Genomic DNA, 14,831 nt, shown 5'->3' with positions numbered 1-14,831 from the left:
TCAGCCAACTTGCCGCTTCGAATGTTCACTGCCGTTATTATGTTTATCACCAACCATTTATCACGGTTGTTAATACTTATTCATGCAGAAGCTGCTCTATGCTCTTACGGAACTTCGCTCCTTCTTTCAGGTTGCGCAGCCCGTACTTCACAAATGCCTGCATGTAGCCCATTTTTTTACCGCAGTCATAGCTGTCACCCGTCATTAGCATCGCGTCAACCGACTGTTTTTTCGCCAACTCAGCAATGGCATCGGTGAGCTGGATGCGGCCCCAGGCGCCCGGTTCGGTTCTTTCCAGTTCCGCCCAGATGTCGGCTGAAAGCACATAACGGCCTACCGCCATCAAATCGGAATCCAGCGTCTGCGGCTGATCCGGTTTTTCGATAAACTCCACAATCCGGCTGACTTTGCCTTCATTATCCAGAGGTTCTTTCGTCTGGATAACGGAATACTCCGATAAATCACCTTTCATGCGCTTCGCCAGCACCTGGCTGCGACCCGTTTCATTGAAACGCGCCACCATCGCCGCAAGGTTATAGCGCAGCGGATCGGCGGTAGCATCATCAATAATAATATCCGGGAGTACCACAATGAAAGGGTTATCGCCCACGACCGGACGCGCGCACAGAATAGAATGCCCCAGTCCTAACGGCTGCGCCTGGCGAACGTTCATAATCGTCACGCCCGGTGGGCAGATAGATTGCACTTCCGCCAAAAGCTGACGCTTAACGCGCTGTCCAAGAAGTGATTCAAGTTCATAAGAGGTGTCGAAGTGGTTCTCAACGGCGTTTTTAGACGCGTGAGTCACCAGTACGATTTCTTTGATCCCTGCAGCCACAATCTCATCGACAATGTACTGAATCATTGGCTTGTCGACGATCGGTAGCATCTCTTTTGGGATTGCCTTGGTGGCAGGCAACATATGCATACCCAAACCCGCTACCGGTATAACTGCTTTCAAATTCATCATTGTTTCTTCCACCTGTAAAATGGTTGCTGAATTATAGCTCTTTAGCTTGTTTTCGCCAGCATGAATTACTCTGCTGCCAGGGATAATGATGGCACGCTTTACATTACGTCTTAGTCGGCACCATAACATTAAGTATGAACAACTTTTTCCCAGGAATTTTCGTAAAAATAGCGGTACTTACCCTCCCCGCTTCGGCAGCGAAAAATTCACTGCTTCGACATTCACGGTTTGGTGATTAATCCTGTCGATATCCACGGAACTCTGCCCGTTTTCATTGATGGCATGAACATTAGCGAGGGAAAGCAGCGTGTCCTGGCGGGCCATAAATTGACCACGGACATCTTTACGCAAATCGAAATGCATTTTTAACGCCGGGCCAATCGCTGAAGTTTGCATCACGTTGATATTACGCAGGAAGAGGTGCTGCGGTTGATTATGCAGTTCCAGCATAGCACGCGTCATCCGTACATTGGTGATGGCGACAAAAGAGGGGGTGTTGCCGGAGGAAATTTGAATGCCGCGTAATTTATAAGCAACCTGGCGATTATCCAACCGAATAGCGTTTAATTTAAAGTTTTGCGGAATTGACAGGTATTTTCCTTTAACGACGCCATAGCCGATGAGCATCCCGGCACTATTCGTCATATCAATATTATCAATGACGAAATTATCACAGCCATAAATTGCGATCGTTGCGTTATCAATACCCGCATTTTTACTGAAATCGGGCGTGATGTTTTTGGCTTTGACATTGCGAATGACGAAATGTTTGCCATTTTCTACGTGCACAAGCTGTCGGCAATCAGATCCGGTAATATTGGCCACCACAAAGTTTTTTACTGCCTGGTCTTCAGGATAACTGTTGTCATAGGTGCTACCCGCCAGCCCGATGCCGATCCCCCAGTTGATTTTGCCATTGGTACAATCAATGCGTTCGATGACATGATCGGAAATCAGGATATCGCGGTCGTGAATCGCGACATTCCACTCAATGGCGTCCCCCTGTAAATCGCTAAAGCGGCTATGCGTAATCCTCGCGCCGTCCATTTGGTTATGAAATCCCTGGCGGAGAATGGCGTAGTTGGCGTGGGTAACGGTGATGTCATCGATAATGAGATTACGCATCACCTGCGGTTCCTTACCACCGATGAAAATTTGCGCGACGGGGCCAAAGCCGCTCATCGCCACGCCTTTAATCACACAGTCCGACCCGCGAACATCCAGCGTCACATTGTGCAGACTGCCGCCCTGCTCCCCCACCACCTGACACCCGTCCTGCAAAATAAACCGTCCCCGGCCATTCCCACGCACCGCGCCCTGTACCCGCAGCGTTTTTCCCGCCGGAATCGTTATCGCCGCATTGATATTTTCACACACCCATCCTAGCGGTACGACCACGGTCTGTCCGTCGGCGAAGGCCTGTTTGAACGAGGCGATACCGTCATCCGCCGGATAATCCTTAATATCGACGGTCTCGCGAGGTTCACGCGCCTGTACCGGCAAGGCGCGCAGGAAAGGAAGAACAGCAAGCGCAGAACCTGCCGTCAGGAGGGTACGTCGGGAGAATTTAGTCGCGGGCATACCACCTCGTTTATATCGTTTGTAGCAGGCTGGCTAACTGGCGATTAATCGCCTGCTGGTTAAAATCTTGCGCCACTTTTTCACGGGCGCGCGTGATCACCGACTCCAGCGTGTCGTGGTCAATCCGGCTGAACTCAGCGAGTCGGGCCGCCAGCGCCTGCGCATCGTTTTCCGGCACCAGCCAGCCGGATTTGCCGGCCTCCACCAGTTCCGGAATACCGCTATGCACGGTAGATACCACGGGAATCCCTACCGCCATCGCCTCCATCAGCGCTACCGGAATACCTTCCATATCGCCATCCGTACCGGTAATCGACGGCAGCAAAAAAACATCGGCGTCATCCAGCATCGCCTTCACTTCATGGCTCGGTTTAAACCCCGGCATCTCAATGACATCCTCTAGCTGATACTGCTCGATGAGCGTGCGCAGCCGACGTTCCCACGGGCCAATCCCCAGAATGCGGTAGCGAAACGCCACGCCCTGTGCTTTCAGTTGCCGACAGGCTTCAATCGCCACATGCAGGCCTTTTTTCTCGGTCAGGCGCGCGACGGAAATCATCTCCAGCGGCATCCCTGGCGCTTTCACCGAACGATGGGAAAAACGCGTCATGTCGACGCCCATGCGCGAAACAGCAATCTTTTCCGGCGGACAGCCCATACTTTTCAGGCGACCGGCCCACAGTTCGCTGATGGGCAGCATCAGATCGCCACGACGAAACAACTGCTGATACTCCGGCGTGTAATGACTGAGCACTTCGCGGCTGGAAATATCAATCCCGTGGAAAATAGTCGCTATTTTGCCGCGAAGCACGCCCAGTTCGCGTAGTTTGGCCGCCGTCACGCCCGCCGGACCAAAGTGTGCGATAAACACATCCGCCACAAAAGGGTGGCTCACCTGCGCGCAAATCGCGGAAAGGATCAAATTGCGTGATTCATCGCCATAGCGGGTAAAATTGAGCGCTTTCCAGGTCGCCGCCCGATGCAGCCTCGGCAGCGTTTTACATGCCCGGTAGCGCAGTTTCGCCAGCCGTCCCTGGGGCTCATCCTGTAACCAGCGGGTTTTCGCCGCCAGGCCATACTTCTCCCAGGCGGCATGAGTATGTTGGGTATCGCCTTTTTGTAACGCGACAATCTCCACCTCATGGCCCATATCAATAAACGCAGTAATCTGATTCAGCACAAAGGTTTCCGATGAGAGTGGAAATTTCAGCAGAAAAAAGCTGACTTTCATTGTTCCTCCCGAATTCTGTCGAGAACGGATTTGATCATCGTGAACCCTTTCGCCCGCTCCTCGGTAACGGCGTTAGCCACTTTTGCCTTTAGCGCAGGCAATTGATTGAGCGTATCGGCCACCACGCTTTGTAATGAACCGTTCAGCAAGTGACGGATATCGATGGCCAATTCCGCCAGGCCTAGCTGCTGCATAATCCCGGCGGATTTATGTTCATAATTAATGGCGATGGCGGGTGTGCCAAAATTCATGGAGATAATGGCGGAATGCAGGCGCGTCCCGATGGTCAGTACGCAGGAGGCGAGGATCTTTCCGATTTCCACGTCATTGAGTTCGTCCATCGCGATATGGAAATGCTCTGAGTCGTTTACATACTTCGCCATCCGTAACGCAACCATCCGGTCATCGCGGTTATAGCGATCGATACTGGTGCAGGTTGACAGCGCCAGTACCTGATAACCGTCCGCAATCAGGCGATTCACGACCTGGGCAAATGCCTGCTCATAGGCCTGCTGAGTGGTGCCCAGGCGTTTATCAAACGGCTCCAGATCGCGCAACGTAATCGCGACGGTTTTGCGGCGCGCGGTGACGTCCAGCCAGTGCTGCACAGCATAACTGGCGACAAACTCGTCGTGACGGCGTTCGACTAACCAGGCGGTATCCACCCCCTGCTCCACTTTCCGGGTATCGATCTGCGCGGCGGTCATCAGATCGCGGCTGACGGTTTCACGCAGGATCAGCGCACTGGTGCGCCCAAAAACATAATTGGCGAGCTGGTTAAAGTCAGGGTTCTGGAAAGGGCCGACGCTATGTCCCACCATATAAATTGGTTTGTTCGCCATAAACGCGCACAGCGGATATTCAAAGTGAGTCAAACCATATAAGTCGACATAGTTTGAACCACCCACCTGAATGACGGCGTCATACTGCGCAATAAATTGCGCGAATTCGGCAAATTCCGGCGCGATAGCAAAATTACGCAGCGATCCTTCCTGGGCGACTTTAGACAATAAAATTTTATGCTGAAAACGACGGCGTAATACTTTTTTTACCCGACCGTTAAGCCCTGCCGCCGCCTGCTGTTTCTGGCTTAACTGATACAGCGGGTCGGCAATAATCGGGCGCCCCTGCAACCAGGCGGAACTCACCGGGAAACGACTCATTACATCCATTTCCGCCTCTGGCGCCTGTTGACGGATGGCATCAAGCAAACCGCGCATAATGGCGCTATCACCACGGTTGCCGCATGTGTGGTTGCCTAAAATTAATAATTTCATAAATAGCCTCTTATATCCCCGTCATCCGACACGTAATAACTTTTTCATTTTTGCACTGCCAACAAGCTGATTTTTAATTTCCATCACCAGCGCATTGCGTGAAAAAATAATCATTAAAATAAAACTCAAAATACCGACCATAACCTGTAGCGCGAATACCCCCGACAACGGTAAATAACCGTCGACCAGCTTTCCTGCGCCGTAGCTGGTAATAAATGTTGGCAATGAGAGATAAAACGGTAGCCACAGGCTGAGAATATACTGACGATAGCTGGAGCCGAGTACCGGTTTAATCATCACGAAATAGCTCAGAATGGTGTTGATGATTTGCACCACCAGGAACCCCAGCGTCACGCCAATCGCCCCCGCCAGATGGCCGCCAATGAGAATTGCCGGGATAAACAGAAACGTTTTAAAGACGTTGAACTTAAAGCTGATATCCACGCGCGCTTTCGCCATCAGCAGCGAACCAATCGGGTTGCCGACCGAGCGCAACAGCCCCACCACGCACAGCAATTGCAGGATCGGGATAATGCTGTTCCACTTCTCGCCAAACACTAACGGCACAAAATTGTTCGCCACTACCATCAGGCCCAACAGCGCGGGAAAATTGATAATTCCCACCACGGAAAGCAACTTATAGAAGTTGACGCGCAGCTTCTCAGTATCGTCCTGGATTTTGGCGAATGCCGGAAATAGCACGCGAGTAATGATGGGGTTAAGCTTCGCCGGCGGCACAACCGCCACGTTGTACGCGAGGTTATATCCCCCGGCGACGCTTGCGCCGAGAATTCTCGCCAGTACCAGCGTCGATAAATTCGTGTTGATGTAATTGACGATACTGTCCGCCGTCAGCCACGCGCCAAAACGCAGGTTCGTGGACACCGATGCCAGCGAAAAATGCAGCCCCGGACGGTAAATCTTGCGGCCAAAGTAACCAAAGAGCAGCGTCCGCACCGCGCTGTTCACCAGATAGCCGAGAATCGCGGTTAGCGCCAGCGGCCAGTAATGGGCGCTAATCACCGTAAAGGTGAACCCCGCCAGCACGGAGGTCGTTTCGATCATGCCGATCTTATTGAACTCCAGCTCTTTTTGCATCAGCGCGCGGAACTGCTGCCCGTGAGGGATCACGATAAACGCCAGCGACAACGTTTTGATTAACGGCGCGAGATCCGGATTATGCAAAACATGGGCAATCGCATCGCTCAGCCAAAAGACCACCGCAAATACCACAATCCCAAGCCCAACGTTTAGCCAGTAGAGCGTGGTCAGCTCCAGATGCCCAATCGTTTTACGCTGGATAATCGAGTTCGCGATGCCAAAGTCCGAGATCGTGTCGGCCAGCGCGATAATCACCAGCGAGACGGTCAACAGGCCAAACTGGTGGTTGTCGATGATCCGCGCCAGCACCGTCATCTGAATTAACCCCAGACCGATAATCACTATCGTGGCGATAGCCGACCATTTAGCGCCGCTGATCGTTTTTTGTCGTAAACTCATTCTTTTCTCCAGAACCTGTTCACAAGGCGTCATTGGCGCAGCCAGATTGAGCACTGCCCTGGTGCAATATGGCAAGTAAAATAGCCTTGTGGGTCAGGTTCTTAATACGCCGCTTTATTAACAAACCCTTTAAAAATCGTCAGAAAAACGATTTTGATATCGAACCAAATACTCCATTCGCGGATGTATTCCAGGTCGAATTCCACGCGTTTTTCCATTTTCTCCAGCGTATCGGTCTCACCGCGCCAGCCATTAATTTGCGCCCAGCCGGTGATGCCCGGCTTCATCTTGTGGCGTAGCATGTAACCTTCAATCAACTGACGATACTGTTCGTTATGCGCCACCGCGTGCGGGCGAGGACCGACGATGGACATCCCGCCAGTTAATACGTTGATAAACTGCGGCAATTCATCCAGCGAGGTACGACGCAAAAAGTTACCTACCCGGGTGACGCGCGGATCGTTTTGCGTCGCCTGGGTAACGACCTTATCGTTCTCCATCACCTTCATTGAGCGGAACTTCCAGACCTTGATCGGCTTGCCGTCCATCCCGTAGCGCGTCTGACGGAAAATCACCGGCCCGGGCGAGCTCAATTTGACCGCCAGCGCAATGCAGCACAGTACCGGTGAGATGAGCAGCAGAATCAGCGACGCCAGCACGATATCTTCTGCCCGTTTAAGCAGACGGTTAATCCCTGATAGCGGCGTGTCATACAGCGGAACGACCGGAACGCCGCTCATCTCCTCCACGCGCGAGTGGAGAATATTAAAGGTGAACACATCGGGAATAAGGATCACCGAGCAGGTGGTGTCGGCCAGCTCGCGCACCAGTTTTTTCACCATGGCGCCGTCGCTCATCGACATGGCGATATAAACATTGTGAATTCGCGAGGCTTTCGCATCGTCAATTAACTGCTCGAAGTTCCCGGCCCAGTCAGCAGAGACGCCGCCCGGTTTAGGATCGTGATAGACGCCCACCACCTCAAAACCCAGCCACGGCTCATTACGGAAGCTATCCAGCAACGCCTGGCCCGCAGGCAAATCTCCGGCGACGGCGACCCGGCGAGTGTTATAACCACGATTGCGTAGCCAGCCCGCGCCAAAACGAATAAATGAACGGCATAACACTAAGCCCAGGCTGGACAGCGCATACCAGGCCAGCCAGGTGGCAAGGCGGTTGTCAAAGTCATCATTAAACGCCACCAGACCGGCGCTGAAGATCAGGCTCAGCGTCCAGTTTTGCAGTAACAGCGTTAACTCTGTCGACATTTTGACGCCGCGCCAGGAGCGATAAAAATCGGTTATCCCGCCCAGCATTTGAAAAACAACCAGCGTAATCAGCGCCACCAACAGGTGCATGTACAGGAATGGCAGTCCACTGACTTCACAGATGAACCACAGCCCGCCAAACATGATGGTGATATCTGAAAAGCGTTGCACCATAGAGATTAACGATGCATTGGTTTTGGCTCGTTCGCGCTTTTTTAGATTTGTCATCGTTGTTCCTGTGATTGGCCCCTTACCCGCAGGCGGTAAGGAGCGATCTGACGTTACTGATTCAGCAGCGCCAGCAGAGTGCGTGTTCGCGCTTCCATCAGCGGAATATCGCCGCGTGATTCCACATTCAGGCGCACCACCGGTTCGGTGTTCGACGAGCGCAGGTTGAAACGCCAGTTGGCGAACGACATGCTGAGGCCGTCCGTGCGGTCCACTGCCTGCGCCTCTTCCGCAAAGTGCGCTTCCACCCGCGCGATGGCCGCCGCCGGCTCCGCCAGTCTGCTGTTGATTTCCCCGCTCGCCGGGAACGCCGCCATCCGGTCGCGAACCAGCTCACCCAGCGACTGCCCCTTCAGGCATACCAGCTCCGCCACCAGCAGCCACGGGATCATCCCGCTGTCGCAGTAGGCAAAATCACGGAAATAGTGATGCGCGCTCATTTCCCCGCCATAAATGGCATCCTCCGTACGCATCCGCTCCTTGATAAAGGCGTGCCCGGTTTTTGACATCACCGGCGTCCCGCCCGCCGCCGTCACCACTGCCTCCGTGTTCCAGGTCAGGCGCGGGTCGTGGATAATCTTCGCCCCCGGGTGTTTTTCCAGAAACGCTTCCGCCAGCAGCCCGACGATGTAGTACCCCTCGATAAACTGCCCTTTCTCATCGAACAGGAAGCAGCGGTCGAAGTCGCCGTCAAAGGCGATGCCCATGTCCGCCACGTGTTCAATAACGGCCTTGCGGGTGTCGTCGCGACACTCCGGCAGCAACGGGTTGGGAATGCCGTTCGGGAAGGTGCCGTCCGGGGTATTGTGGATTTTGATGAACTCCACCGGCGCGCCCAGCGCCTTCAGACGCGCTTCGATGGCGTCAATGACCGGCCCCGCCGCGCCGTTGCCGGAATTCACCACCAGCTTCAGCGGGGTGAGATTGTTAACGCTGATATACCCCAGCAGGTGGTCGATGTAGGCGTCGCGCAGGCTGATTTGTCTGTAGCTGCCGCGCGCGGCCTCGTTCACCGGCGGGAAGTCGCCCGCTTCCGCCAGACGCTGAACGTCGCGCAGACCGGTGTCGCCGCTTATCGGGCGGGCGCCCTCGCGCACCAGCTTCATACCGTTGTAGTCCATCGGATTATGGCTGGCGGTCACTTCAATACCGCCGTCCACGCCGAGGTGGAAGGTGGCGAAGTAAATCTCTTCGGTGCCGGACATACCGATATCCAGCACGTCGACGCCCGCGTCCTGTAACCCTTTCGCCAGCGCCAGCTTCAGCGCCTCGCTGGTCAGGCGCACGTCGCCGCCCAGCACGACGGTTTTCGGTTTTAAATATTCGCCGTAGGCGCGGCCAATCCGCCACGCGATATCTTCATTGAGCTCTTCGCCCAGCCTGCCGCGAATGTCGTAGGCCTTGAAACAGGTTAATTTTGTCATGTGCTTACCCTTCTTCAGGCAACAGTTAGCCCTGACCGTAAATAGCCAACATCGTTATTGTTATTCATTGCCGGATGGCGCGTTGCGCTTACCGGGCACCGTTGCAGGCGTCAGACCCGCCCGTAACGGTCCTCGAACCGCACCACGTCGTCCTCTTCGAGATACGAGCCGGAACGTACTTCAATTAAATCGAGCGGTATTTTTCCCGGATTTTCCAGGCAGTGGGTCGCCCCCAGCGGAATATAGATGGACTCGTTTTCACCGAGCAGCTTAACCTCGCCGTTGATGGTGACTCTGGCGGTCCCCGCCACCACCACCCAGTGCTCGGCGCGGTGATGGTGCATCTGCACCGACAGTCCTTCCCCCGGCTTGACGGTAATGCGCTTCACCTGATAGCGCTCGCCCGCGTCGATGGAGTCGTATTTGCCCCACGGACGGTAAACCTCGCGGTGCATGTGGTGCTCATGGCGTCCGTCGGCCTTGATCTTCTCCACCACCTTTTTCACGTCCTGCACCGCGTGGCGATCGGCAATCAGCACGGCGTCTTTGGTCTGCACCACCACCAGATCCTTCACACCGACGGTGGTCACCAGGCCGGATTCGGCGTAAACGTAGCTGTTTTCCGTTTTATGGCTGATGACGTCGCCGTGGTGGACATTTCCCTCCGGGGTGTGGGCGCTGATTTCCCACAGCGAGGACCACGAGCCGACATCGCTCCAGCCCGCGTCCATTGGCATCACCACCGCGTCCGCCGTTCGCTCCATCACCGCGTAGTCAATGGACTCTTCCGGACAGGCGAGGAAGGCCTCTTCATCCACACGAATGAAGTCAAGATCCGGATCGACGCCGCGCATCGCCTGTTCACAGGCGGCCAGAATATCGGGGCGGAACTTTTTCAGCTCTTCCAGATAGCGTCCGGCACGGAACAGAAACATGCCGCTGTTCCAGTAGTAATCGCCGCTGGCGACGTAGGCCTGAGCGGTTTCCAGCCCCGGCTTCTCAACGAACTGCGCCACCTCAAAAGCCACCGCATCCGTCGCGCCCGGCACGACATCACCACGCCGGATATAGCCATAGCCGGTTTCCGGCAGATCCGGCACGATACCGAAGGTCACCAGTTTGCCCGCGTCGGCATAGGGCATGGCGCCGCGCACCGCGTCGCGGAAGGCCTCTTCATTGGCGATCGCATGATCCGCCGCCAGTACCAGCATCAGCGGATCGCAGTCCGTATGCTGGCGCGTCGCCGCCAGCGCCGCCAGCGCAATCGCCGGCGCGGTATTGCGCCCGGCGGGCTCAAGAATAATGTTCTCCGTCAGCTTATTGAGCTGGCGGAGCTGTTCGGCAACGATAAAACGGTGCTGTTCGTTACAGATCACCACCGGGCTTTCGCACTCCACGCCGTTCAGACGGCAAATGGTGGTTTGCAGCATGGTGAGATCGCCTTTCAGGCACAGAAACTGTTTTGGATAAAGCACGCGAGAAAGCGGCCACAATCGGCTACCGGAGCCACCGGCCATCACAACCGGGTAAAGTTTTGTCTGACGCATTATCATCCCCGAATATCTGCAATAAATTGGCGTAGCACGTTCTCTTTATTGAGCGTGCGTTCGGCGTATTCACGTGCCGTCGTGTTGTTTTTCGGCATGGCGAGCGCCTGGCTAATCCCGTTGACCAGCGCGTCGGTCGACTCCGGTTCCACGCAAACGGCGATGCCCGGATAGCGCGCGCAAAGTTGTCCTAATTCGGTGTGCGGCTCAGCGGTAATCACCGCATTACCGCCGACCACCAGAATGTTAGTCAGCTTGGAGGGCAGTACCGCATCCGCTGCGCCGCGCTTTTGCACCACCAGATGGCAGTCGCCCATTTTCAGCAGCGCGGGTAAGGCGTCGTAAGGCTGCAGCGGGAGGAATTTAATATTTGGCAGGCCGCGTTCGCGGGCCATGTTCTCCAGCCGCGCCTTGCCGCCCCCCTGGCCGACAATCGCAAAAATCAACGGTCGATCGCGTAATCGTTCCGCGGCGTCAATTACCTTTTCCAGCCCTTGCTTTTCGCCGATATTGCCGGAATAGAGCACAATTTTTTTGCCCTCTGGCAAGCCAAGCTGCTGACGCAAAGCCGTCACGTCAGCGTCATTAACGTCCTGAAAGCGCGCCACTTCCGACCAGTTCGGAAAAAAGAGGATTTTTTCCGCCGCGACGCCCTTTTCCCGCGCTTTATTCATCATGGAGCGAGAGATGGTCGAAACATTATCAACGTTACGCAGCGCGCTGCGTTCAAAGGCCGTCGCTAACCGCGCTACGCTGCCGCGCTTGCCTTTTCCCGCCATTCCTAAGCCGAGCATGGCGTCCACTTCGTAATCCTGAATATGCAGTACGGTACGCGCGCCGGAGAGTGTCGCCAGCAGGCGCATTCCCGGCGTACAAAAGAGCGTCGGTACAACGCCGATAATCCGATCCGGCTTCCAGCGACGCTGCGCCATCAGTGGGAAAAAACTGCTCAATGCAAAGCTCCCCAGATGAAGCAGTCGTTTTAAGGTGGAGGGCTGTTTCGGCACATACAGCGGGCAGCGCCAGACGGTAGCCTCGCCCTCTTCCCGGCGATAGCGCCAGGCGGAATAGCGCTCGCCGACCTTCCACTGCGGGTAGTACGGCGGCGCAGTAATGACCCGCACCTCATGGCCTTCCCGCGCCATCCACGCCACCATTTCGCCGGTATATTTGCCGATACCGGTCAGTTCCGGCGAATAGTTAATGCCATAGACCAGGATCTTCATAAGCCCACCGCCGGCGCGTCAGGAAGGAAGTAGGCCCGACTGTTCTCATGAACATTGTCGCTTGCCAGAAGCTGTTCCGGCGTCAGCCAGCGGTAACTGCCATGCTGCGCGTCAGGCAGGCGTAAATCGCTCTCCGCCACGCGCAGACGAAAGCCGAGCACGATGTAGTGAGTTGAAAAATCCTCACCGGAAAAGTTGTCGTCATAGAAGTGCTGCCAGACGCCATAAAACGTCCCTGCTGCCAGCGGCAGACGCACGCCCAGTTCCGCCTGCGTCAGGCGTGCAAAGGCGACCTCCAGCGTTTCGTCTTTGCACACCCGCCCCCCAGGCACAAACCAGTAGCCCTGCGCCGGACGGTTGAGACGCTGGCCCAGTAAAATTTCCCCCTGGCCGTTTTCCACGATGAAATCGAGGGAGATGAGGGGCGTGGCCCGCACCACGGCGGCGAAATCTTCCTGACGTAAAAACATTGTCACCCCCGGAACCGTTGCTGATTCTCAAGGAACCACTGGTAAGTACCGGCAAGCCCTGCCTCCAGTGAAATTTCGTGATACCAGCCAAGCTGATGCAGGCGCGTGACGTCGAGCAATTTACGCGGCGTGCCGTCCGGCTTCGCGGCGTCGAACACCACCCGGCCCTGGTAACCCACCACCTTTGCGATAGTCTGCGCCAGTTCGCGGATAGTGCAGTCCACGCCAGTGCCGACGTTAATGTGCGACAGCATCGGGGCGGTGTTCTCCTGCCACACTTCGCGCGCCAGCTCCATCACGTGAATGCTGGCCGCCGCCATATCGTCAACGTGCAGAAATTCGCGCATCGGCGTGCCGCTGCCCCACACCACCACCTCCGGCGCATGGCTCTGCGCGGCCTCATGAAAGCGGCGCAGCAGCGCCGGGATCACATGTGAATTGTCCGGATGGAAATTGTCATGCGGGCCGTACAGGTTGGTTGGCATCATCGAACGGTAGTCGCGACCGTACTGCCGGTTGTAGGACTCGCACAGTTTAATCCCGGCGATCTTGGCGATGGCATACGGCTCGTTGGTCGGCTCCAGCGTCCCCTGCAGCAGCTCGCTTTCCGCCATCGGCTGCCTTGCCAGTTTCGGATAGATACAGGACGAACCGAGAAACAGCAGTTTGTTCACGTTGTGCAGGTGCGCGGCGTGAATAATGTTGCTCTCTATCATCATGTTTTCATAAATAAAATCCGCCGGATACGTGTTGTTGGCGACAATGCCGCCCACTTTCGCCGCCGCCAGATAAACCTGGTCGATACCCGCCCCGGCAAAGAACGCCTGTACCGCACGCCCGTCGAGCAGATCCAGCTCATCGCGGGTGCGCAGCACCAGCTCCACGTCGCCGCGCTGCGCAAGCTGCCGTACAATGGCGGAGCCCACCATCCCGCGATGGCCCGCCACAAAAATTCGTTGCTTATTCATTCTCAGGACTCCAGCGCGATGGCCACCTCGTAACCGTGAGATTTCAGCAGTGAGTGTTTTTTCGCGGCCTCCAGATCGTTCGCCACCATCTCGGAGACCATCTCCGACAGGGTGATTTCCGGTTTCCAGCCCAGTTTCTCATGCGCTTTGGACGGGTCGCCCAGCAGGGTTTCCACTTCCGCCGGACGGAAATAACGCGGATCAACGGCCACAATCACATCGCCCGGTTTCACGCCCGGCGCATCGTGTCCGGTAACGGATACCACAATCCCTTTCTCATTAATGCCTTCGCCTTCAAAGCGCAGTTTTATCCCCAGTTGCGCCGCCGCCAGCTCCACAAACTGGCGCACGGAATACTGCACGCCGGTGGCAATCACGAAATCTTCCGGCTGCTCCTGCTGTAACATCATCCACTGCATCCGCACGTAATCTTTCGCATGACCCCAGTCGCGCAGCGAGTCCATGTTGCCGAGATACAGGCAGGACTCCAGTCCCTGGGCGATATTGGCGATGGCGCGGGTGATCTTACGGGTGACGAAGGTTTCGCCGCGACGCGGGGACTCGTGGTTAAACAGAATGCCGTTACAGGCGTAAATACCGTAGGATTCACGGTAGTTAACGGTGATCCAGTAGGCGTACAGTTTCGCCACCGCATAGGGGGAACGCGGGTAGAACGGCGTGGTCTCTTTCTGCGGGATCTCCTGCACCAGCCCGTACAGTTCAGAGGTGGAGGCCTGGTAGAACCGCGTTTTCTTTTCAAGACCGAGGAAGCGGATCGCCTCCAGCAGGCGCAGCGTGCCCATCGCATCCACATCGGCGGTATATTCCGGCGACTCAAACGACACCGCCACATGGCTCATCGCGCCCAGGTTGTAGACCTCATCCGGCTGCACTTCCTGTAAAATGCGGGTCAGGTTGGAGGCGTCGGTCAGGTCGCCATAATGCAGATGAAATTTCGGGTTGCAGCTGTGCGGGTCCTGATAAATATGGTCCACGCGCTCGGTATTAAACGATGACGCGCGGCGCTTGATACCATGCACCTCATACCCTTTTTCCAGCAGAAATTCTGCCAGGTAAGACCCATCCTGTCCGGTTACGCCAGTAATGAGAGCGACTTTTGACATTTTCATTTCCTCAAATA

At 55.6% G+C, this 14,831-nt stretch carries 12 protein-coding genes; all 12 read right to left on the bottom strand.

What is annotated here, in order from left to right; translation table 11 throughout:
* Positions 1 to 76: 76 nt before the first annotated feature.
* On the bottom strand, positions 77 to 970 hold the full coding sequence (galF, locus tag ACLJRU_RS05415) for a GalU regulator GalF (RefSeq protein WP_410957180.1): 894 nt from the start codon (positions 968 to 970) through the stop codon (positions 77 to 79).
* A 177-nt stretch (positions 971 to 1,147) separates the two neighbouring features.
* On the bottom strand, positions 1,148 to 2,551 hold the full coding sequence (gene wcaM, locus ACLJRU_RS05410; RefSeq protein ID WP_023235050.1) for a colanic acid biosynthesis protein WcaM: 1,404 nt from the start codon (positions 2,549 to 2,551) through the stop codon (positions 1,148 to 1,150).
* Between the two features lie 10 nt (positions 2,552 to 2,561).
* Complete coding sequence (gene wcaL, locus ACLJRU_RS05405; protein ID WP_038394011.1) at positions 2,562 to 3,782, bottom strand: colanic acid biosynthesis glycosyltransferase WcaL; 1,221 nt, start codon at positions 3,780 to 3,782, stop codon at positions 2,562 to 2,564.
* Positions 3,779 to 5,059 carry a colanic acid biosynthesis pyruvyl transferase WcaK gene (gene wcaK / locus ACLJRU_RS05400; RefSeq protein WP_000770902.1) on the bottom strand — a complete coding sequence of 427 codons (1,281 nt, stop codon included), beginning with the start codon at positions 5,057 to 5,059 and terminating at the stop codon, positions 3,779 to 3,781. The genes wcaL and wcaK overlap by 4 nt, the downstream gene beginning before the upstream one ends.
* A gap of 21 nt (positions 5,060 to 5,080) precedes the next feature.
* The gene (gene wzxC / locus ACLJRU_RS05395) at positions 5,081 to 6,559 is read right to left on the bottom strand and encodes a colanic acid undecaprenyl disphosphate flippase WzxC (RefSeq protein ID WP_000058682.1); all 1,479 of its coding nucleotides are present in this window, start codon (positions 6,557 to 6,559) and stop codon (positions 5,081 to 5,083) included.
* 101 nt (positions 6,560 to 6,660) lie between these two features.
* Positions 6,661 to 8,055 carry an undecaprenyl-phosphate glucose phosphotransferase gene (gene wcaJ, locus ACLJRU_RS05390; protein ID WP_000183155.1) on the bottom strand — a complete coding sequence of 465 codons (1,395 nt, stop codon included), beginning with the start codon at positions 8,053 to 8,055 and terminating at the stop codon, positions 6,661 to 6,663.
* 53 nt (positions 8,056 to 8,108) lie between these two features.
* Positions 8,109 to 9,479: a colanic acid biosynthesis phosphomannomutase CpsG gene (cpsG, locus tag ACLJRU_RS05385; RefSeq protein ID WP_001540374.1), complete on the bottom strand. Its 1,371-nt coding sequence runs from the start codon at positions 9,477 to 9,479 to the stop codon at positions 8,109 to 8,111.
* A gap of 110 nt (positions 9,480 to 9,589) precedes the next feature.
* Positions 9,590 to 11,032 carry a mannose-1-phosphate guanyltransferase gene (gene cpsB, locus ACLJRU_RS05380; RefSeq protein WP_000605946.1) on the bottom strand — a complete coding sequence of 481 codons (1,443 nt, stop codon included), beginning with the start codon at positions 11,030 to 11,032 and terminating at the stop codon, positions 9,590 to 9,592.
* Complete coding sequence (gene wcaI, locus ACLJRU_RS05375) at positions 11,029 to 12,252, bottom strand: colanic acid biosynthesis fucosyltransferase WcaI (protein WP_001540376.1); 1,224 nt, start codon at positions 12,250 to 12,252, stop codon at positions 11,029 to 11,031. The genes cpsB and wcaI overlap by 4 nt, the downstream gene beginning before the upstream one ends.
* Positions 12,249 to 12,722: a GDP-mannose mannosyl hydrolase gene (locus ACLJRU_RS05370; protein WP_001521534.1), complete on the bottom strand. Its 474-nt coding sequence runs from the start codon at positions 12,720 to 12,722 to the stop codon at positions 12,249 to 12,251. The genes wcaI and ACLJRU_RS05370 overlap by 4 nt, the downstream gene beginning before the upstream one ends.
* Positions 12,723 to 12,724: 2 nt before the next feature.
* Positions 12,725 to 13,690, bottom strand: a complete 966-nt coding sequence (locus ACLJRU_RS05365) for a GDP-L-fucose synthase family protein (RefSeq protein ID WP_001540378.1) — start codon at positions 13,688 to 13,690, stop codon at positions 12,725 to 12,727.
* A gap of 2 nt (positions 13,691 to 13,692) precedes the next feature.
* Positions 13,693 to 14,814: a GDP-mannose 4,6-dehydratase gene (gene gmd / locus ACLJRU_RS05360; protein ID WP_000048160.1), complete on the bottom strand. Its 1,122-nt coding sequence runs from the start codon at positions 14,812 to 14,814 to the stop codon at positions 13,693 to 13,695.
* Positions 14,815 to 14,831: the final 17 nt, after the last annotated feature.

This window comes from Salmonella sp. SAL00653 (genome assembly GCF_046552515.1).
GTDB lineage: Bacteria > Pseudomonadota > Gammaproteobacteria > Enterobacterales > Enterobacteriaceae > Salmonella > Salmonella enterica.
Note: the sequence above shows the minus strand (reverse complement) of the source record. Positions and strands in the feature narration are given on the sequence as shown.

Excerpts from the sequence above, each read along its gene's own strand:
- wcaI (WP_001540376.1), bottom strand. The coding sequence starts at position 12,252 with ATGAAGATCCTGGTCTATGGCATTAACTATTCGCCGGAACTGACCGGT.
- ACLJRU_RS05365 (WP_001540378.1), bottom strand. The coding sequence starts at position 13,690 with ATGAATAAGCAACGAATTTTTGTGGCGGGCCATCGCGGGATGGTGGGC.
- cpsB (WP_000605946.1), bottom strand. The coding sequence starts at position 11,032 with ATGATAATGCGTCAGACAAAACTTTACCCGGTTGTGATGGCCGGTGGC.
- wcaJ (WP_000183155.1), bottom strand. The coding sequence starts at position 8,055 with ATGACAAATCTAAAAAAGCGCGAACGAGCCAAAACCAATGCATCGTTA.
- cpsG (WP_001540374.1), bottom strand. The coding sequence starts at position 9,479 with ATGACAAAATTAACCTGTTTCAAGGCCTACGACATTCGCGGCAGGCTG.
- gmd (WP_000048160.1), bottom strand. The coding sequence starts at position 14,814 with ATGTCAAAAGTCGCTCTCATTACTGGCGTAACCGGACAGGATGGGTCT.
- wcaL (WP_038394011.1), bottom strand. The coding sequence starts at position 3,782 with ATGAAAGTCAGCTTTTTTCTGCTGAAATTTCCACTCTCATCGGAAACC.
- galF (WP_410957180.1), bottom strand. The coding sequence starts at position 970 with ATGATGAATTTGAAAGCAGTTATACCGGTAGCGGGTTTGGGTATGCAT.
- wcaM (WP_023235050.1), bottom strand. The coding sequence starts at position 2,551 with ATGCCCGCGACTAAATTCTCCCGACGTACCCTCCTGACGGCAGGTTCT.
- wcaK (WP_000770902.1), bottom strand. The coding sequence starts at position 5,059 with ATGAAATTATTAATTTTAGGCAACCACACATGCGGCAACCGTGGTGAT.
- ACLJRU_RS05370 (WP_001521534.1), bottom strand. The coding sequence starts at position 12,722 with ATGTTTTTACGTCAGGAAGATTTCGCCGCCGTGGTGCGGGCCACGCCC.
- wzxC (WP_000058682.1), bottom strand. The coding sequence starts at position 6,559 with ATGAGTTTACGACAAAAAACGATCAGCGGCGCTAAATGGTCGGCTATC.